This window comes from Mesorhizobium sp. WSM4822 (assembly GCF_055811155.1).
Map to the genome: position 1 here is coordinate 265,431 of NZ_JBVVQM010000010.1, position 16,361 is coordinate 281,791.

Below are 16,361 nucleotides of genomic sequence, written 5' to 3' on the forward strand. Positions count from 1 at the left end.
GGCGGCTCGCGCCAGGCCGGGGATTCGGTTGGCCGTCACGGGAAGAGTGATTGCGCGGTGGCTGGAAAATGAGGCACATCGGCAGTTCGATCAAGCCGCAATCAGCAAGGCAGCAATCCTTGGACCAGGGTGCAACCCCAGCCGACGCCAGATCCCCCATCAACCCCGGATCATTTGTCGTCACCAATCGTTCCGTGCTCGCCATCGCCGTGCCGATGACGCTTGCCTATCTGACGACGCCAATGCTCGGCCTGGTCGACACGGCTGTCATCGGCCAGTTCGGCGATGCCGCCTTGCTTGGCGGCCTGGCGGCCGGCGCATTGATCTTCGACGTCGTCTTCACCTCTTTCAATTTCCTGCGCTCGGGCACCACCGGGCTCGTCGCACAGGCGTTTGGGCGTGGCGATGCCCTGGAGGAACAGGCGGTGTTCTGGCGCGCCGTGCTGATCGCGGTTATCGCCGGCATCGTGCTCGCTGCCCTTGCGCCGCTGGTCGCCATCGCCGGGCAAAAGTTCATGGGCGCCGAACCGCGCGTCAGCGAGGCGATGGGCGTCTACATCAGGATCAGGCTGCTCGCGGCGCCGTTCTCGCTGATCAACTACGCCATCCTCGGCTATGTGCTGGGGCGCGGCGAGGGCGGGCTTGGGCTGATGCTGCAATTGGTGCTGAACGGCATCAACATCGCGCTCTGTTTTCTGCTTGGGTTGGAACTTGGCTGGGGTGTCGCCGGCGTTGCCTGGGCGACCGTCACCGGTGAGTTCCTGGCCATGCTGCTCGGCCTGGCGATCGTGATCCGCCGGTTCCGGGCCGCCCCATCCTTGCCGCGCCACCGCCTGCTCGACATGGCCGCCTTCCTGCGCATGATGTCGCTCAACCGCGACATCATGATCCGCTCGTTCTCGCTGCTCGCCGCCTTCGCATTGTTCACCCGCCAGGGCGCGCAGTTCGGCACGGTGACGCTGGCCGCCAACGCCGTGCTGATGAACTTCTTCCTCGTCGCCGGCTATTTCCTCGACGGCTTTGCCACCGCCGCCGAACAGCTGGCGGGCCGTGCCGTCGGCGCACGTGCCGCCGCACCGTTCCGCCAGGCCGTGCGGCTGACGCTGTTCTGGGGTTTCGGACTGGCGGGAGCCGCGACGCTGGTAATGCTGTCTGGTGGCGCCAATCTGGTCGCACTGGTGACGACATCGGAGGAAGTCCGTTCGGTGGCCGACATCTACCTGCCGTGGGCGGCATTCACCGCGCTGAGCGGTGTGCTGGCGTTCCAGATGGATGGCGTCTTCATCGGCGCGACCTGGTCGCGCGACATGCGCAACATGATGCTGCTGTCGTTCCTGGTTTTCGCGGCCGCGCTGCTGACCCTTGCGCCCGCCTTCGGCAACAATGGACTTTGGGCGGCGCTGCACGTCTTCCTGCTGGTGCGAGGCTTCAGCCTGCTGACGATCCTGCGGCTCAGGGTGCGGACGGCGTTTTAGACGGTGCCCTCCGGAAGGCCCTGCGCCGTCCAGGCAGCGAACGGCACCTGTTCGCGATAGGAATTTTTTCTTGACTCGGTGATCTCAGCTATGGTACATTTTTGGCCATGGTGCTGATTTGCGCCAGTGACCCGCCGCACAGGCGGGTTTTTCGTTTGATGCTCCGTCAGCCAATGCGCCGGCGAGGCTCCGAAGCAACCCGTTAAATCGAGTTCGTTGCCCTGCTGTGCGGTCGGATGCACTTGCACTTTCAGTCGATTTCCAACAGACTTGATGCACCAATTGTTCCAGGGCGAGCTTATGCGAAGCTACCTGCCATATGTCTTGGGCGCGGCGCTGGGATTGCTCGCTGCGTTCATTCTCTCCGCGGTTTCTGGCATCGGCGGCACCGCGCAGTTGCTTCTCTTCGGCGTGTTGCCTGCCATCGGCGGCGCCATTTGCGAGCGGGCCGTCAGTCGCAATCTACGCTCCTGAGAGCAGGCTCAGAGTTGCCTGGACGCCCAGAAATCGAGGCGGCTGTCGCGCAACTCGCAAATCGACTTCAGCCGTTCCTTTTCGACGAAACGGACCATTCCGGAAAGAATACGGCCTGGCAGTGAAGGCCCGGCATAAATCATGCCGGTGTAGAGCTGGACCAGATCAGCACCCGCACGGACCTTGTCCAGCGCCGTATCGGCGGAATCGACGCCGCCGACGCCGATGATGGCGCGGTCCGGTCCGAGCAGCTTGCGCATCTTCGCCAGCACGATGGTCGAACGCTCGAACAGCGGCTTGCCGGAGAGTCCCCCGGTCTCGCGCGCGGTGTCGCTACTGCGCAATGGCGGTCGGGAGATGGTGGTGTTGGAGACGATGACGCCGTCCACCTGCTTTTCGGTGACTTCGGCGGCGATGTCCTCCAGCTCTGCCTCGACCAGATCCGGCGCGATCTTCAGGAACACCGGCGGCTGCGCCGTTGCCGTGGCGCGCGCGGCCATGACCCGCGACAAGAGCTCGCCAAGCTGCTCGCGCGCCTGCATGTTGCGCAGGCCCGGCGTGTTGGGCGAGGAGATGTTGACGGTGAGATAGCTGGCGTATTGCGCAAACCGGGCGACACCGCGCTCATAGTCGCCGATGCGGTCGCTGCTGTCCTTGTTGGCTCCGATGTTGACACCGACGATGCCGGAGCGCCCCTTGCGTGCGGCAAGGCGCTTTTCGGCCGCTGCATGGCCTTCATTGTTGAAGCCCAATCGGTTGATCACCGCATCGTCGGCAGTCAGCCGGAAGATACGCGGCTTCGGATTGCCGGCCTGCGGCAACGGCGTGATGGTACCGACCTCGGCGAAACCGAAGCCCAGGCCAAGCAACGCGTCCGGAACCTCGGCGTTCTTGTCATAGCCGGCCGCCATGCCGAGCGGATTGGGGAACTCGAGGCCGCAGACGCTGACCTTCAGCCGCGCGTCGAGCGTCGTCCGCGCACCGACAGGCAGGCCGCATCGCAGCGCCGCAATCGACATGCCATGCGCGGTTTCCGGATCGAAGGCGAACAGCAGCTTCTGGCCGAGCCGGTCGAGCACGCTCATTGCCCCTCCAGTGCCGGGAACTGGTGCACACCATCGGCGCCAAGCGGCAGCGGCCGGACCCACAGCACGGCCTTGAGGTCCAGCGGGCCATAAAGATGCGGAAACAGCGCGCCGCCGCGCGAGACCTCGTATCTCAGCGCAGCACCCAGGCCGGCGCCGTCGATGGCGACCAGCAGAAGGTCCGTCTGGCCGGCAAAGTGCTTTGCCGCCGTTTCCCTGACCTGTGCTGCCGTTGAGAAATGGATGAAGCCATCGGCGACATCGATCGGCGCGCCGGTGAAGCGGCCATGCGTTTCGGCCTCGCGCCAAGGCGCTTGCGGGGTTATCTTGTAGATAATCTGAGACATGGTTGCGCTATAGAGCAGTTCCAGGAAAAGTGTGAAACGGTTTTCCCGGGAAAAGCGCATAGCGCTTTCCCTTGGGAATTGCGTCAAAAAGATTCCGAACCAGCCATTCGGGAAAGGCCACGCCAAGGGTCTTCCCCATTTCCGGCGCAAACATGCGATATCTGAGGCCTTGGCCATGGAGGACAACATGCGTCTGCAGCACATCTTGATCCCCGCCGCGCTCCTTTCGCTGGTCGCGGCTTCAGCTTATTCGGAAGAGACCGACCGCTACCGCCTGGAAAAGTCCGATAGCGGCTTTGTCCGTATCGATACGCAGACCGGCGCCATGTCGATCTGCGAGGAACGTTCGGGCCAGCTCGTCTGCAAGATGGCGGCCGACGAACGCGCTGCTTTCCAGGACGAGGTCGACCGCCTGCAAACCTCGATGAAGGCGATGGACGAGCGCGTCACCAAGCTCGAGAATTCGCTCTCCGCCCGCCTCGAATCGAAACTGCCGAGCGAGGAGGATTTCAACAAGACCATGAGCTACATGGAGCGCTTCCTGCGCGGCTTCATGGGCATCGTCAAGGATATGGACAAGGACGACGGCGCTCAGAAGACCTGAGCGCTTCAACCAGGGGAGGCGGCGCGCTGGCTTTGCCGCTTGAAAACAGCGCGCAGCCCCTCATAATCGTCCAATTGAACCCGAAAAGCCAAAAATCATCGGGGATTTGGGGAGGGACATTTGCCGGCAGGCTATTCTTTCGTCATCGCCGACGATCACCCGCTGTTTCGCGGTGCGCTGCGCGAAGCGCTCGCCGGCATCGGCAACGTCGCCGCCATCCATGAAGCCGGCGATTTCGAGAGCGCCAAGGCGCTGGTCGTGGCCAACGAGGACGTCGATCTGGTGCTGCTCGACCTGTCGATGCCGGGCGCCAGCGGCCTGTCCGGCCTGGTCTCGCTGCGTGGCATCCATCCGGCGGTGCCGCTGGTCGTGGTGTCGGCGCATGACGATCCGGCGACCATCAGGCGGGCGCTCGATCTCGGCGCTTCCGGCTTCATCTCCAAGTCGGCCAGCATGGAGGAGATCCGCAGCGCCGTGCAATCGGTGCTTGCCGGCGACATCGCAGCACCAGCCGGCGTCGATCTCGGCATCGAGCGCGATCCCGAAATATCGGACCTCATCAAGCGGCTGCAGGCTCTGACGCCGCAGCAGACACGGGTGCTGGGCATGCTGGCCGAGGGCCTGCTCAACAAGCAGATCGCCTATGAACTCGGTGTATCGGAGGCTACCATCAAGGCGCATGTCTCCGCCATCCTGCAGAAGCTCGGCGTCGACAGCCGCACGCAGGCGGTGATCCTGCTGTCCAAGATCGGCAGCGACCCGCTGCAGCCGGCGGGTTGATCGCCAGGGCGCCTGTTCGATCATTGTAGTGTTCAATCAGAGCACTGAACCTCCGTCCGCCGCACCGGCCGGCCGTTGAAGCTTGCGAAACTGATGGCGGCCATGATCCAGACGCCGATCCCGCCATAGAGCATGACCCAGCCAAAGCCGTTGCGCAGCGCATCCTGGGCGACGGTCCCGGCGAGCCCGGAGATGGGGTTTCCAGCAGCGATAGCTTCGGCGAGAAGACGCAATTGGGCAGCGTCGAGGTCGGGCAGCGCATGCCCGAGATGCGCCAGCACACCGCTGGCCAGGATGAAGCCCATCACCGCGATGTTCAACGCCAATGAAACCATGCGCGCGCTCATGTCGATGCCGGAGGCCATGCCGGCGCGATCGCTCGAAACGGAACCCGTCGTCGTGTTGGTGACAGGTGTGTTGGTTATTCCCAGACCCATCCCCGCGATCAGGCAGCCGGGCAGCATCGTCAGCCAGTCCGGTTGCGCGGCGGCGCTGCCGAACTTCATCAGGATGAACCCGACGCCGATGATGACGAGGCCCGCCGGAATGATGATGCCGGGCCGATAACGCAGCGAAAAGCGCTCTGCCAACGGCGGCAGCACAAGCGTCGGCAGCGTGTAGGCAAGCAGGGCAAGGCCGGTGGAGACGGTGTCATAGCCGAGCCCGGCGTGGAACCAGATCGGCAGGTAGATCATGAAAGGCCAATAGCTGAGGTTCATCGCGGCCGAGCCGACGATGGCGCCCGAAAAAGGCCGGACCCGGAAGACCGAGAAATCGAACATCGGCCGCTGGCTGACCTTCTCGGCAATGAGGAAGGCGATGAAGCTCACTATCGAGATACCGAGGATCGCCAGCGCGGCAGGGCTGGAGAAACCCAGATCCGGCCCCTGGATGATGTAGAAAACGAGGCAGAAAACCGACGGCGACAGCGTCAGGATGCCTGCTACGTCGAGCTTGCCCGCCTGTGGATCCTTCGATTCGTGGACGCCCATCAGAGCGAGGGCGAACGCCAGCGCCGCAACCGGCACGTGGACAAGAAACACCCATTGCCAGTTCGAGACTGCGACGATGCCGCCGCCGATGATGGGGCCGAAGCCGAGGCCGGTGCCGAAGATGACGCCCCACCAGCCCCATGCGACGGCGCGTTCGCGCCCTTCCCGGAATTCATGCGACAGCACGGCAAGCTGGCAGATCAGCATCGCACCGCCGCTCAGGCCCTGCAGAAACCGGGCGACGATGAGCGTGGAGACGCTTTCGGCGAGACCGCAGATCAGGGATGTCAGGCCGAAGGCGGCGATGGCGACCAGAAAGACACGCTTGCGCCCGTAACGATCGGCGATCGTGCCGACCGCCATCAGCACCGTCGTGACCGCGATCGTATAGGCGTTCATCACCCATTGCAGTTGCTTGAAGTCGGCGTGCAGCACCTGCTCCAGTGTCGGCAGGATCGCGGGAACGCTTGAAATCTCCAGGCCGAACATCAGGCACGCCAGGCAGGCGGCAAACAGAACGACGATGCCTCGGCGGGTCACTACTGTGGGCATGGTTCAACCTTTCGAACGTATTTGTCGGCAATCGGCGAATCCATCGCAGGTCGCCCGGTGCGCGTATGGCCCAGGGTAGGCGAGGCTTGATCATATTAGAATTGCATGGTTGGCTATTTCAGAGACAACAAGTGCGGATAGCTGACATGACGCTGGACGTAGACGCTGTGAAAACATTCGTCGCCATCGCCGATCTTCAGAGCTTTACGCGTGCGGCCGAGGCTCTTGGCAGCACGCAAGGGGCGATCAGCGTGAAGCTGAAGCGGCTGGAAGAGCGCGTCGGCCAGAAATTGATCGAGCGCACGCCCCGGCTGGTGCGCTTGTCGGCGCAGGGCGCGGTGTTTCTCCAGCCCGCACGCGACTTCCTCGCGGCACACGATCGCGCCATTGCCAGCTTGTCTTCGGTGCGCCGCCGCTTCACACTGGGCATCGCCACCCATGTCGGAGGCGCGGAAGTCCCGACATTGCTGGCGCGGCTCAATGCGCATGACCCGGCGCTCACCATCGAAGTGCGGCTCGATGATTCGCGCGACCTGCTGGACGCTTTCGATCGCGGTGAGATCGACGCAGCGATCATCCGCCGGGAGGACGACCGGCGCGATGGTGAAGTGCTGGCGCCCGAACATTTCGGCTGGTACGCCGCGCCCGACTTCGTCCACCGGGCCGACGAGCCGCTGCGCCTGGCGGCATCCTCGCCATCCTGCGGTATTCGTAACATCACCACCCGCGCGCTCGACGCTGTCGGAATACCCTGGACGGAGGTGTTCCTCGGCTGCGGCTCCTTCGCCGTTGCCGAGGCCGTCTCGGCCGGCCTCGCAGCCTCGGTATTTTCCTGCCGGCTTGCCCCGTCCGGCACCATCGAGGTCAGCCGGAAATTCGGGCTGCCGGCGCTGCCGCCTTCCGAGATCGTGCTGCTTTCGACGCTGACGGACGCCAAGTCCCGCGAGGCGCTGAGGACGCTTGCAATGGCCTTTCGCGAGCATCGTCCGCCTGTGGCGGGCAATGCCGGACGGCCTCGGTTCCGCAGTTCCCAGATGGTCGCTTAGGACTCCCCCTCGGACACCAGGGCTGAGACCGGGCGCCCTTGATGCTATTCGGCCGCCGGTGCCAGCGGCCTGACCCTGGCCATCATCGAGCGCAGCACCGCTGGTTTGAGCGGTTTGTTGATCACCGCAATCTCGAGCCCGCCGGCGGCCGTGCGCACCTCATTGGAGCGGTCTGCGGTGACCAGCACGGCCGGCAGGGTGTCGCCATGGAGCGCGCGCAGCCTGACGATGATATCGAGACCGGTTTCGCCGTCGAGATGGTAGTCGGCAAGGACGATGTCCGGGCGGTGTGTCACCACGCTTTCCAGATCCTTTGAACCGGACACGGTGTCGACATTGCAACCCCAGCCTTCGAGCAGGAGCCGCATGCCCTCTAGGATGCGGGCGTCGTTGTCGATGCACAGCACGTGCAGCCCGGCCAGCGAAGCCGTCGCGCGGGCAGGAACCCTGGCGTCGATTTCGCGCCGCGGTTCCTGCACGGCCGCCACGGGCAGTATGACGGAGAAGCGCGTGCCCTTGCCAGGGTTGGAAAAGATCCGGATCTCCAGCCGCAGCACCCGGGCGATGCGGTCGACGATGGAGAGGCCGAGACCGAGGCCCTCGGCTTCGCGCGCGCCCTCGTCGAGCCGGGTGAATTCGCGAAAGACGGTGTTCAGCTTGTCGCCGGCGATGCCGATGCCGGTGTCGATCACCTGGATCTCGGCCAAATCGCCGCGCCGCCTGACGCCAACCAGCACGCGGCCGTGGCGCGTGTATTTGATGGCGTTGGAGACGAGATTCTGGATCAGGCGGCGCAGCAGATTGCGGTCCGTCGTCACTGTCAGCGATGACGGCATGATGGTCAGCGCGAGCTTCTTCTCGGCGGCCAGCGGCCGGAAGTCGTTGCCGATCTGGCGCAGCAATCCGTCGAGGTTGAAGGCGGTATCGTCCGGCTTCATCGCGCCGGCGTCAAGGCGGGAGATGTCGAGCACGGCGCCGAGGATGGTCTCGACCGATTCCAGCGAGGATTCGATGTTCACGGCGGCCTTGCCGGCAGGCCCTTTGCCGGCCTTCTCGATCAGCGAGGAGCAATAGAGCCGGGCGGCGTTGAGCGGCTGCAGGATGTCGTGGCCGGCGGCGGCGAGGAAGCGCGTCTTGCCGAGATTGGCCTCCTCGGCCAGCATCTGCGCCTGCGCCAGCTCCTCGTTGACCCGGGTCAACTCCTCGTTGACCCGGGTCAGTTCGATGGTGCGGGTCTTGACGCGCTGCTCCAGCGATTCATTGGCCCGCTTCAGCGCCAGGTCCTGCTCGACGCGTCCGGAAATGTCGGCATAGGTGGCGACGATGCCGCCGTCCGGCATCGGGTTGGAGCGCAGTTCCAGGATGCGGCCCGAGGTTTTCAGCTCCATCTGCCATGGGCTGACGAAACTGGTCAGGCGGTTGAGCATGGCCACACGCTGATCGGCGGGAATGTCGCCGCGCTCGGCAAGATGGCGCAGGATGCGGTCGAGCGAGACACCGACCTGGCCCATCTCGTCGGGCAGGTCGAACAGCGCCCGGTACTGGCGGTTCCAGCAGATCAGGCGGAAATCGCGGTCGAAGACGGTGATGCCCTGTTCCATCTGGTCGAGCGCGATCTGCAACAGGTCGCGGTTGTGCTGCAGCGCCTCGGTGGCGTCGTCGAGCAAGCGGAAGGCATCTCGGGATTCGCGGTCGTGGCGCCGAAACAGCAGCGACAGGATCAGCCGCGCCGACGAGGAACCGACGGCGCTGGCGAGCAATTGCTCGGAGAAGCGGATGACGTCCATGCTCGCCTGCTCATTGCCGTGCAGCGAGGTTCCGTTGGTCTTTTCGAACGACTGGAAGGAGCGCTCGGTGCGCTCCACGCCGAGATAGCGCCCGATCGTGTCCTTGAGGTCGTTGACGGTGATGGCGGTGCGGAAGCGGCGCAGGCTTGGCATCGGGCCGGCATCGCGCGGCACGAAGATCGACGCCTGGATGCGTTCCAGCGGCACCGATGCGCGCGACAGCGAACCGAGCACGAAGAACACCGCGTTGAGCGACAGGCTCCACAGCACGCCGTGGTTCAGCGGTTCGGCGACGGTGCCGAACAGGGCCTGCGGCCGCAAGGCCTCGAAGCCGAACAGCCCATGCACGATGATGCCGGTATCAGGGGCGGCAAGCGACGGAAACAGCAGCGTGTAGCCCCAGACGAGGATGCCGGCGACCATGCCGAGTGCCGCACCCCGGCCGTTGGCGCCGCGCCAGATCAGCCCGCCGATCAGGGCGGGCGCGAACTGGGCGATGGCCGCGAACGACATCAGGCCGATCGACGACAGTCGCGCGCTGTCGGTGCTCTCGCGGTAGTAGAGGAAGGCGATGAACAGGAGGATGAAGATCGCCCCGCGCCGCACATTGAGGATGAGCGTCGACCAGTCTTCGGTCTCGGAGGTCGAGGTCTTGAGCAGGCGGCGCACGAACAGCGGAATGACGAGGTCGTTGGAGATCATGATCGACAGCGCCACACTTTCGACGATCACCATCGCCGTCGCCGCCGACAGACCGCCGATGAAAGCCGCCATCGCCAGCACATCATGGCCGCTGAACAGGGGCAGCGACAGCACGTAGAGATCGCTGCTGGTTCCGGTGCCGACCAGCGAAAGGCCGGCGAAGGCGATCGGCAGCACGAACAGGTTGATCGCAACGAGATAGAGCGGGAACACCCATGTCGCGGTGCGCAGTTCGGCCTCGCCGCGGTTCTCGACGATGGTGACGTAGAACTGCCGCGGCAGCATGATGATGGCAAAACCGCTGAGGCAAGTCAGCACCAGCCAGGTGGCGAGCGAAGTGTTGTAGCTCATCGCCTGGCGGACCTGCGCGTTCTCGGCGAGCTTGTCGAACATGTCGCCCGGGCCGCCGAAGATCAGGAAGGTGACCATCAGGCCGATCGCCAGGAAGGCGGCGAGCTTGACCACGGTTTCGACCGCCACCGCCAGCACCAGCCCGTCCTGGTGTTCGGTGGCGTCGGCGTGACGGGTTCCAAACAGCACCGCAAACAGCGCCAGGAGCATGGCGACGACCAACGAGATGTCGCTGACGAAGGGATCGAACGAAGGCGGCGATCCCGTATAGTGCTCGACCATCAGGCTGACCGAACCGGAGATCGCCTTCAACTGCAGCGCGATATAGGGCACCGCGCCGATGGTGGCGATCAGCGTGGCGATCGCCGCGACGGTGAAACTCTTGCCGTAGCGCGCGCCGAGGAAATCCGCGATTGAGGTGATCTTCTCGGTCTTGGCCAGCCGCACGATGCGGTTGAGCAGCGGGAAGCCGAACACGAAGACGAGCACCGGGCCCGTATAGATGCCGAGGAATTCGAGGCCGCGTTCGGAAGAGAGACCGACCGAGCCGAAGAAAGTCCAGGATGTGCAGTAGATAGCGAGGCTGAGTGCGTAGATGAAAGGCCGCCCCCGGCTCGGCTCGGAGATGGCCGAGCGGCGGTCGCCGAGGCTGGCGATGGCAAACAGCAGCGTCACATAGGCGACCGCGATGATGACGATGAACAAGCCCTGCACGCTTGGACTTTCCTCCTCTGCCGTCTTTCTATCCGGCTTGCCCGGACGCAATCACAGCTTGGCGTCCGAGTCCATTGCAGAGCTGCATAGGACGGTTCTCAGGCCGGCGCGTCGGTGTCGATGTCGTTATGGTGAAGATCGCCGCTGGGCGCCGTGGAAGATGCGGCCGACAATGATCTCCTCCGAACCCATACGATAGAGGATGATGTGCTTGCCATGGACGAACTGATGGGTCCTGCCTTCATAGAGCCTGCCCATATTCGGGTAATCGCCGAGCAATTCAAACACCGCGTCGAGTTCACGCAGATACTTTTCGGCCTGAGTGTGGCCGAAGTTTTCGAAGATGTGTCGGTAAATGTCTTTCAGATCGCGTTCGGCGCGATGCGTTATCCTATGGCGCATGCGGGAATTCGGCACGCGCTTCCCGAATAATGTCGTCGATAGACTTGTCGCTGACGGGGCTCTCGAAACCTTCGTCGATGGCCGTCTGAATCGCTTTCCGCTTCTCATCGGGCGAAAGCGCGTCGAACCAAGCGCGCTGCTCCTTTGTCGGAGCCGCCCACGGGTAAACGCCAATGCTGATGGTTTCGAGCATGTTCATGAGAATATTATAGGCGAAAACGCCTATGATTGCCAGAAATTCAACGCTGCTCCTGCCGAACCGTGGGTCTCGAACAACTGAACCGGGGTCGGTCTTGGCGAGCAACCTAGCCGGCTCCCGGTAAGGAGAAACCGGTTGCTTTCTCCTTTTTGCCGATGTTGCGTCAGGAGGTTTTTGTTATGTTGTCTAAGGTCGATGTCGCAAGGACGGAAACGGCAGCTCGGCCAGTCACGACAAGGAGGGTCGAATGCTGAAAGAATTCCAGGAATTTATTTCCAAGGGTAATGTGATGGACCTTGCGGTCGGCGTCATCATCGGCGCGGCCTTCGGCAAGATCGTCGATTCCCTTGTCAACGACATCATCATGCCGATCGTCGGTGCGATTTTCGGCGGATTGGACTTCAACAATTATTTCTTCGGATTGTCCTCAGCCGTCAATGCGACCTCGCTGGCCGATGCCAAGAAGCAGGGCGCGGTCTTTGCCTATGGCAGCTTCATCACCGTGGCGCTGAACTTCCTCATCCTCGCTTTCATCATCTTCCTGATGGTCAAGGCGGTGAACAACATGCGCAAGCGGCTTGAGCGCGAGAAACCCGCTGCACCGGCCGCTCCGCCGCCCGCCGACGTCGCGCTGCTCACTGAAATTCGCGATCTGCTCGCCAGGCGCTGACCACGGGCGGCATTTGCTGGACCAAAACCCCGGTCGTTCGCGGCCGGGGTTTTCTGTTTTCGCATCTGGTAAGGACCGCTGACGAAAACCGCAGACCAAAACGGACCCGCCAATGACCCTGATCGACAGCTTGCGCACCGAGGCCCGTGCGGCACCCGAAAGCGGCATTGTCGCCGTCGTCAATTACGGCCGCCTGCGCGAAGGCATGATTCCGCTCTGGGCCGGCGAGGGCGACCTGCCGACGCCAGCCTTCATCACCGATGCCGCGTCGAAGGCGCTGGCCGGCGGCGAGACATTCTACACCTGGCAAAGGGGCATCCCCGATCTCAGGCAGGCGCTCTCCCGCTACTATGCCAGGCATTTCGGCAAGACCTTCCCGGAGGAAGAATTCATCGTCACCGGCTCCGGCATGCATGCCATCCAGCTGGCGCTCGACGCGCTCGCCGGCGTGGGCGACGAGGTGGTTTATCTGTCGCCGGCCTGGCCGAATTTCGATGCCGCGGCAGCGATAGCGGGAGCCGTTCCGGTCGCGGTGACGCTCGATCATTCCGGCAATGGCTGGTCCTGCGACGTCGAGAAGCTCGCGGCTTCGATCACGCCGCGCACAAAGGCGCTGTTCATCAACACGCCGTCGAATCCGACCGGCTGGACCGCCGATCATGAGACCTTGCAGGCCATCCTCGATCTGGCGCGCGCGAAAAACCTCTGGATCATCGCCGACGAGATCTATTCGCTGTTCCACTATGGCCACGGCCGCGCGCCGTCCTTCCTCGACATCGCGTCGGCGGAAGACCGCATCCTGTACGTCAATTCCTTCTCCAAGAATTGGGCGATGACCGGCTGGCGTGTCGGCTGGATCAAGACGCATCCGAGCTTGCAGCAGGTGTTCGAGAACCTGATCCAGTATTCGAATTCCGGCGTCGCCCAGTTCATGCAGCGCGGCGCGGCCGCCGCCCTTGACGAGGGCGATGCCTTCGTTGCCGAACAGGTGGAGCGGGCGCGCAAGGCGCGCGACCTTGTCTGCGGCATTCTCGGCGCCACCGGCCGCGCTGGGTTCACGGTGCCGCAGGGTGCGTTCTATCTGTTTTTCACTGTCGACGGCATCACCGATTCACGCACCGCCGCCTTCGACATTGTCGACAAGGCCAATGTCGGCCTGGCGCCAGGCACGGCTTTCGGCCCCGGCGGCGAGGCGTTTTTGCGGTTGTGTTTCCACCGCCGCCTCGATCAGGTCGAGGAAGCGGCACACCGGCTGGCAAATTGGATGAAGGCAGTTTGAGGATTGGGCTGGACAGGAAAGCCGCGCGTTTGAAGATTCTGGACCGCCTCACTCTTCGGCCGCAGTAACGGCATGGATCCTAGGGTCTGCGCCGCGTCGCTTCGCTCCTTGCTCCGCCCTAGGATGACGAAGAGAAAGATGCCTCGGCCAACCTCGAAGGTCGGCCATTGCTACGATGCCAGACTCCAACTCTGTGACTAGCCAGAAGCCCCCACGCTTCGTCATCCTAGGGCGTAGCAGTCGCGAAGCGACGTCGCGGAGACCCTAGGATCCATGCCGTGACGTCGGAGCGTCGCGGCGTTGGAAGCAATCGACAGGCGCAACCAGCAACGGCTTCAGCCGCCTGACTTGGGGACCAGCAGGGGAATGATGCGGTCGCTCTTGGCCACCGAAGGCCGCCCGGCGGAGCCATAGGGGATGCCGAGCGCATCCCAGGTCTCGACCAGCGCATCCTGCAATTCGGCGATCAGTGCATCGGAATGGAACGGCGTCGGCGTGATGCGCAGCCGCTCGGTGCCGCGCGGCACGGTCGGGTAGTTGATCGGCTGGATGTAGATGCCGTGCACGCCGAGCAGGCGGTCGCTGGCCATCTTGCAGGCCTCGGGATCGCCGACCAGCAGCGGCACGATGTGGGTCGGCGAGTCCATCACCGGCAGGCCGGCGGCCGACAGGATCTGCTTGGTTCGGCTCGCCTGCTGCTGCTGGGCGTCGCGCTCGGCCTGCGAGCGCTTGAGATGGCGGATCGACGCGGTCGCGGCAGCCGCGATCGCCGGCGGCAGTGCCGTGGTGAAGATGAAGCCCGGCGCATAGGAACGCACGGCGTCGATCACGGCGCTGGTGCCGGTGATATAGCCGCCCAGCGTGCCGAATGCCTTGGCCAAGGTGCCTTCGATGATGTCGATGCGGTCAGCCAGGCCTTCGCGCTCGGTGATGCCGCCGCCGCGCGGCCCGTACATGCCGACAGCATGGACCTCGTCGATATAGGTCATGGCGTTGTAGCGCTCGGCGAGCTCGACGATCTCTTTGATCGGCGCGATGTCGCCATCCATCGAGTAGACGCTTTCGAAGACGATCAGCTTGGCGCGTTCGCGCCCCGCCGCCTGCAAAAGGCTTTCCAGATGCGCCACGTCGTTGTGGCGGAAGATCTTTTTCTCGGCGCCGGAACGCCGTACGCCTTCGATCATCGAGGCGTGGTTCAATTCGTCCGAGATGATCAGGCAGTTGGGCAAAAGCTTCGCGATGGTCGAGATCGAGGCCTCGTTGGAGACGAAACCGGAGGTGAAGACCAGTGCCGCTTCCTTGTCGTGCAGGTCGGCAAGCTCCACCTCGAGTTCGACCAGCGGGTTCGAGGTGCCGGAAATGTTGCGGGTGCCGCCGGCGCCCGAACCCATCTTGCCAGCGGTATTCTGGAACGCGGCGATGACGTCGGGATGCTGGCCCATGCCGAGATAGTCGTTGGAGCACCAGACGGTGATTTCCTCGGCGCGGCCATTGGAACGCCAGATGGCGCGCGGGAACTTGCCCGCGATCCGCTCCAGGTCGGCGAAAACGCGGTAGCGACGCTCGGCATGGAGCTGGTCGATCGCTTCCTCGAAGAACCGCTGATAGTTCATATAGGCTTCCCAATTTTTGCGCGGGATCATAATCATTGGCCTGTTGGTCGTCCACCTGGCCTTTTTGGTCAAAATGCCACGCCCCGGACCTGTTCCTAACGATCACGGATCGTGGCCTATTCCCTTGATGTGGATCAACTTTGTTTCAGGACGATGCCACTAGCCGGCGATGCCGGTTACCACGGTTTCAATGGTTATGCGGCGGGCTTTCCAGTAGAGCGGGGGTTGAGACAGTTTCCGATAAATCTTGGATAAGCGAGGACGCGGATGACGGTTTTGGTTACAGGCGGCGCCGGTTACATCGGCAGCCATATGGTCTGGGAGTTGCTTGATGCCGGCGAGGGCGTGGTCGTCCTCGATCGCCTTTCCACCGGTTTCGAATGGGCGGTGGCGCCCGAGGCAAGGCTGGTCGTCGGCGACGTTGCCGACCGGGAATTGGTCGGCACGGTCATCAGGGAGAACAAGGTCGACGCGATCATTCACTTCGCCGGCTCGATCGTGGTTCCGGAATCGGTCGCCGACCCGCTCAGTTACTACGAGAACAACACCTCGAAGACGCGCACGCTGATCGAAACCGCGGTGCGCGAAGGCGTGCCCAATTTCATTTTTTCATCGACCGCCGCCGTCTATGGCGGAGCCGGCCTGGAGCCGGTGCGCGAGGACGCCCGCCTGTCGCCGGAATCGCCCTATGGCCTATCCAAGCTGATGAGTGAGTGGATGCTGCGCGACGCGTCGATCGCGCATGGCCTGCGCTATACGGCGCTGCGCTACTTCAACGTCGCCGGCGCCGACCCGAAGGGCCGCACCGGCCAGTCGACGCCGGGCGCAACCCATCTGATCAAGGTCGCCTGCGAGACGGCACTTGGCAAGCGGCCGTTCATGCAGGTGTTCGGCACCGATTATCCGACGCCGGACGGCACCTGCATGCGCGACTACATCCATGTCAGCGACCTGGCGGCGGCGCATCGCCTGGCCTTGCAGCGGCTGCGTGCCGGGGGACAAAGCCTCGTCGCCAATTGCGGCTACAGCCATGGCTACTCGGTGCTCGAGGTCATCGACAGCGTGCGCCGCGCCTTCGGCCGTGATTTCGAGGTGAAGATGGGCGATCGCCGTCCCGGCGACGCCGCGGCGGTGGTCGCCAATTCGGATCTCGCCCGCGCTGAACTCGGCTGGACCCCGCAACGCGACGATCTCGACCAGATCGTCGCCGACGCGCTCGCCTGGGAGCGCATCCTGACCGGCAAGAACTCCGCGCGCGGCTGAGCCGGGTTCTCCCAAGGGCTCGCAAG

General features: G+C 63.7%; 15 protein-coding genes. 8 read left to right on the forward strand and 7 right to left on the reverse strand.

All coding sequences use genetic code 11. From position 1 onward, the window contains the following. Window positions 1-119 precede the first annotated feature (119 nt). Together AC0L3E_RS23385 and AC0L3E_RS23390 are read left to right on the forward strand one after the other, a co-directional pair. Window positions 120-1,475, forward strand: a complete 1,356-nt coding sequence (locus tag AC0L3E_RS23385; protein WP_128364280.1) for an MATE family efflux transporter — start codon at window positions 120-122, stop codon at window positions 1,473-1,475. 273 nt (window positions 1,476-1,748) lie between these two features. Further along, window positions 1,749-1,949, forward strand: coding sequence for a hypothetical protein (locus tag AC0L3E_RS23390; RefSeq protein WP_127408637.1), 201 nt, complete (start codon window positions 1,749-1,751; stop codon window positions 1,947-1,949). A gap of 8 nt (window positions 1,950-1,957) precedes the next feature. On the opposite strand, the gene AC0L3E_RS23395 is transcribed toward AC0L3E_RS23390, so the two are convergent. Further along, a complete protein-coding gene (locus AC0L3E_RS23395) occupies window positions 1,958-3,034 on the reverse strand; it encodes a quinone-dependent dihydroorotate dehydrogenase (protein ID WP_473605699.1) in 1,077 nt (358 codons plus the stop codon). Continuing rightward, on the reverse strand, window positions 3,031-3,381 hold the full coding sequence (locus tag AC0L3E_RS23400) for a DUF952 domain-containing protein (protein WP_063173552.1): 351 nt from the start codon (window positions 3,379-3,381) through the stop codon (window positions 3,031-3,033). Before AC0L3E_RS23400 ends, AC0L3E_RS23395 begins: the two co-directional genes overlap by 4 nt. Window positions 3,382-3,568: 187 nt before the next feature. Here AC0L3E_RS23400 and AC0L3E_RS23405 point away from each other — a divergent pair, with 187 nt between their 5' ends. Both AC0L3E_RS23405 and AC0L3E_RS23410 read left to right on the forward strand, forming a co-directional pair. Continuing rightward, a complete protein-coding gene (locus tag AC0L3E_RS23405) occupies window positions 3,569-3,985 on the forward strand; it encodes a hypothetical protein (RefSeq protein WP_473605700.1) in 417 nt (138 codons plus the stop codon). A gap of 120 nt (window positions 3,986-4,105) precedes the next feature. After that, a complete protein-coding gene (locus AC0L3E_RS23410; protein WP_023813893.1) occupies window positions 4,106-4,765 on the forward strand; it encodes a response regulator transcription factor in 660 nt (219 codons plus the stop codon). A 32-nt stretch (window positions 4,766-4,797) separates the two neighbouring features. Here AC0L3E_RS23410 and AC0L3E_RS23415 read toward each other — a convergent pair whose 3' ends face one another. Continuing rightward, window positions 4,798-6,309, reverse strand: coding sequence for an MFS transporter (locus tag AC0L3E_RS23415; protein WP_473605701.1), 1,512 nt, complete (start codon window positions 6,307-6,309; stop codon window positions 4,798-4,800). A gap of 146 nt (window positions 6,310-6,455) precedes the next feature. On the opposite strand from AC0L3E_RS23415, the gene AC0L3E_RS23420 reads away from it, so the two are divergent. Further along, a complete protein-coding gene (locus AC0L3E_RS23420; RefSeq protein WP_473605702.1) occupies window positions 6,456-7,355 on the forward strand; it encodes a LysR family transcriptional regulator in 900 nt (299 codons plus the stop codon). Window positions 7,356-7,399: 44 nt separating this feature from the next. Here the strand turns inward: AC0L3E_RS23420 and AC0L3E_RS23425 are convergent, their stop codons facing one another. The 3 genes from AC0L3E_RS23425 to AC0L3E_RS23435 all read right to left on the reverse strand — a co-directional run bounded on the left by AC0L3E_RS23425 (window position 7,400) and on the right by AC0L3E_RS23435 (window position 11,615). Continuing rightward, window positions 7,400-10,909, reverse strand: a complete 3,510-nt coding sequence (locus AC0L3E_RS23425; protein ID WP_352581856.1) for a PAS domain-containing hybrid sensor histidine kinase/response regulator — start codon at window positions 10,907-10,909, stop codon at window positions 7,400-7,402. Window positions 10,910-11,035: 126 nt separating this feature from the next. Continuing rightward, entirely contained in the window at window positions 11,036-11,311 is a 276-nt protein-coding gene (locus tag AC0L3E_RS23430) for a type II toxin-antitoxin system RelE/ParE family toxin (protein ID WP_127330868.1), read from the reverse strand. Further along, window positions 11,301-11,615, reverse strand: coding sequence for a hypothetical protein (locus AC0L3E_RS23435; RefSeq protein ID WP_128309910.1), 315 nt, complete (start codon window positions 11,613-11,615; stop codon window positions 11,301-11,303). The genes AC0L3E_RS23430 and AC0L3E_RS23435 overlap by 11 nt, the downstream gene beginning before the upstream one ends. 142 nt (window positions 11,616-11,757) lie before the next feature. On the opposite strand from AC0L3E_RS23435, the gene mscL reads away from it, so the two are divergent. After that, window positions 11,758-12,180 (forward strand): large conductance mechanosensitive channel protein MscL, encoded by a 423-nt coding sequence (mscL, locus tag AC0L3E_RS23440; protein WP_027038576.1) that lies wholly within the window; start codon window positions 11,758-11,760, stop codon window positions 12,178-12,180. Between the two features lie 112 nt (window positions 12,181-12,292). After that, window positions 12,293-13,459 (forward strand): pyridoxal phosphate-dependent aminotransferase, encoded by a 1,167-nt coding sequence (locus AC0L3E_RS23445; protein ID WP_128309909.1) that lies wholly within the window; start codon window positions 12,293-12,295, stop codon window positions 13,457-13,459. Between the two features lie 335 nt (window positions 13,460-13,794). On the opposite strand, the gene hemA is transcribed toward AC0L3E_RS23445, so the two are convergent. Further along, a complete protein-coding gene (gene hemA / locus AC0L3E_RS23450) occupies window positions 13,795-15,072 on the reverse strand; it encodes a 5-aminolevulinate synthase (protein WP_127270796.1) in 1,278 nt (425 codons plus the stop codon). 267 nt (window positions 15,073-15,339) lie between these two features. Between hemA and galE the strand changes: the two genes are divergently transcribed. Next, entirely contained in the window at window positions 15,340-16,335 is a 996-nt protein-coding gene (gene galE, locus AC0L3E_RS23455) for a UDP-glucose 4-epimerase GalE (RefSeq protein WP_128308349.1), read from the forward strand. Window positions 16,336-16,361 lie beyond the last annotated feature (26 nt).

Excerpts from the sequence above, each read along its gene's own strand:
- AC0L3E_RS23390 (WP_127408637.1), top strand. The coding sequence starts at position 1,749 with ATGCACCAATTGTTCCAGGGCGAGCTTATGCGAAGCTACCTGCCATAT.
- AC0L3E_RS23395 (WP_473605699.1), bottom strand. The coding sequence starts at position 3,034 with ATGAGCGTGCTCGACCGGCTCGGCCAGAAGCTGCTGTTCGCCTTCGAT.
- AC0L3E_RS23400 (WP_063173552.1), bottom strand. The coding sequence starts at position 3,381 with ATGTCTCAGATTATCTACAAGATAACCCCGCAAGCGCCTTGGCGCGAG.
- AC0L3E_RS23405 (WP_473605700.1), top strand. The coding sequence starts at position 3,569 with ATGCGTCTGCAGCACATCTTGATCCCCGCCGCGCTCCTTTCGCTGGTC.
- AC0L3E_RS23415 (WP_473605701.1), bottom strand. The coding sequence starts at position 6,309 with ATGCCCACAGTAGTGACCCGCCGAGGCATCGTCGTTCTGTTTGCCGCC.
- AC0L3E_RS23420 (WP_473605702.1), top strand. The coding sequence starts at position 6,456 with ATGACGCTGGACGTAGACGCTGTGAAAACATTCGTCGCCATCGCCGAT.
- AC0L3E_RS23430 (WP_127330868.1), bottom strand. The coding sequence starts at position 11,311 with ATGCGCCATAGGATAACGCATCGCGCCGAACGCGATCTGAAAGACATT.
- mscL (WP_027038576.1), top strand. The coding sequence starts at position 11,758 with ATGCTGAAAGAATTCCAGGAATTTATTTCCAAGGGTAATGTGATGGAC.
- AC0L3E_RS23445 (WP_128309909.1), top strand. The coding sequence starts at position 12,293 with ATGACCCTGATCGACAGCTTGCGCACCGAGGCCCGTGCGGCACCCGAA.
- hemA (WP_127270796.1), bottom strand. The coding sequence starts at position 15,072 with ATGAACTATCAGCGGTTCTTCGAGGAAGCGATCGACCAGCTCCATGCC.
- galE (WP_128308349.1), top strand. The coding sequence starts at position 15,340 with ATGACGGTTTTGGTTACAGGCGGCGCCGGTTACATCGGCAGCCATATG.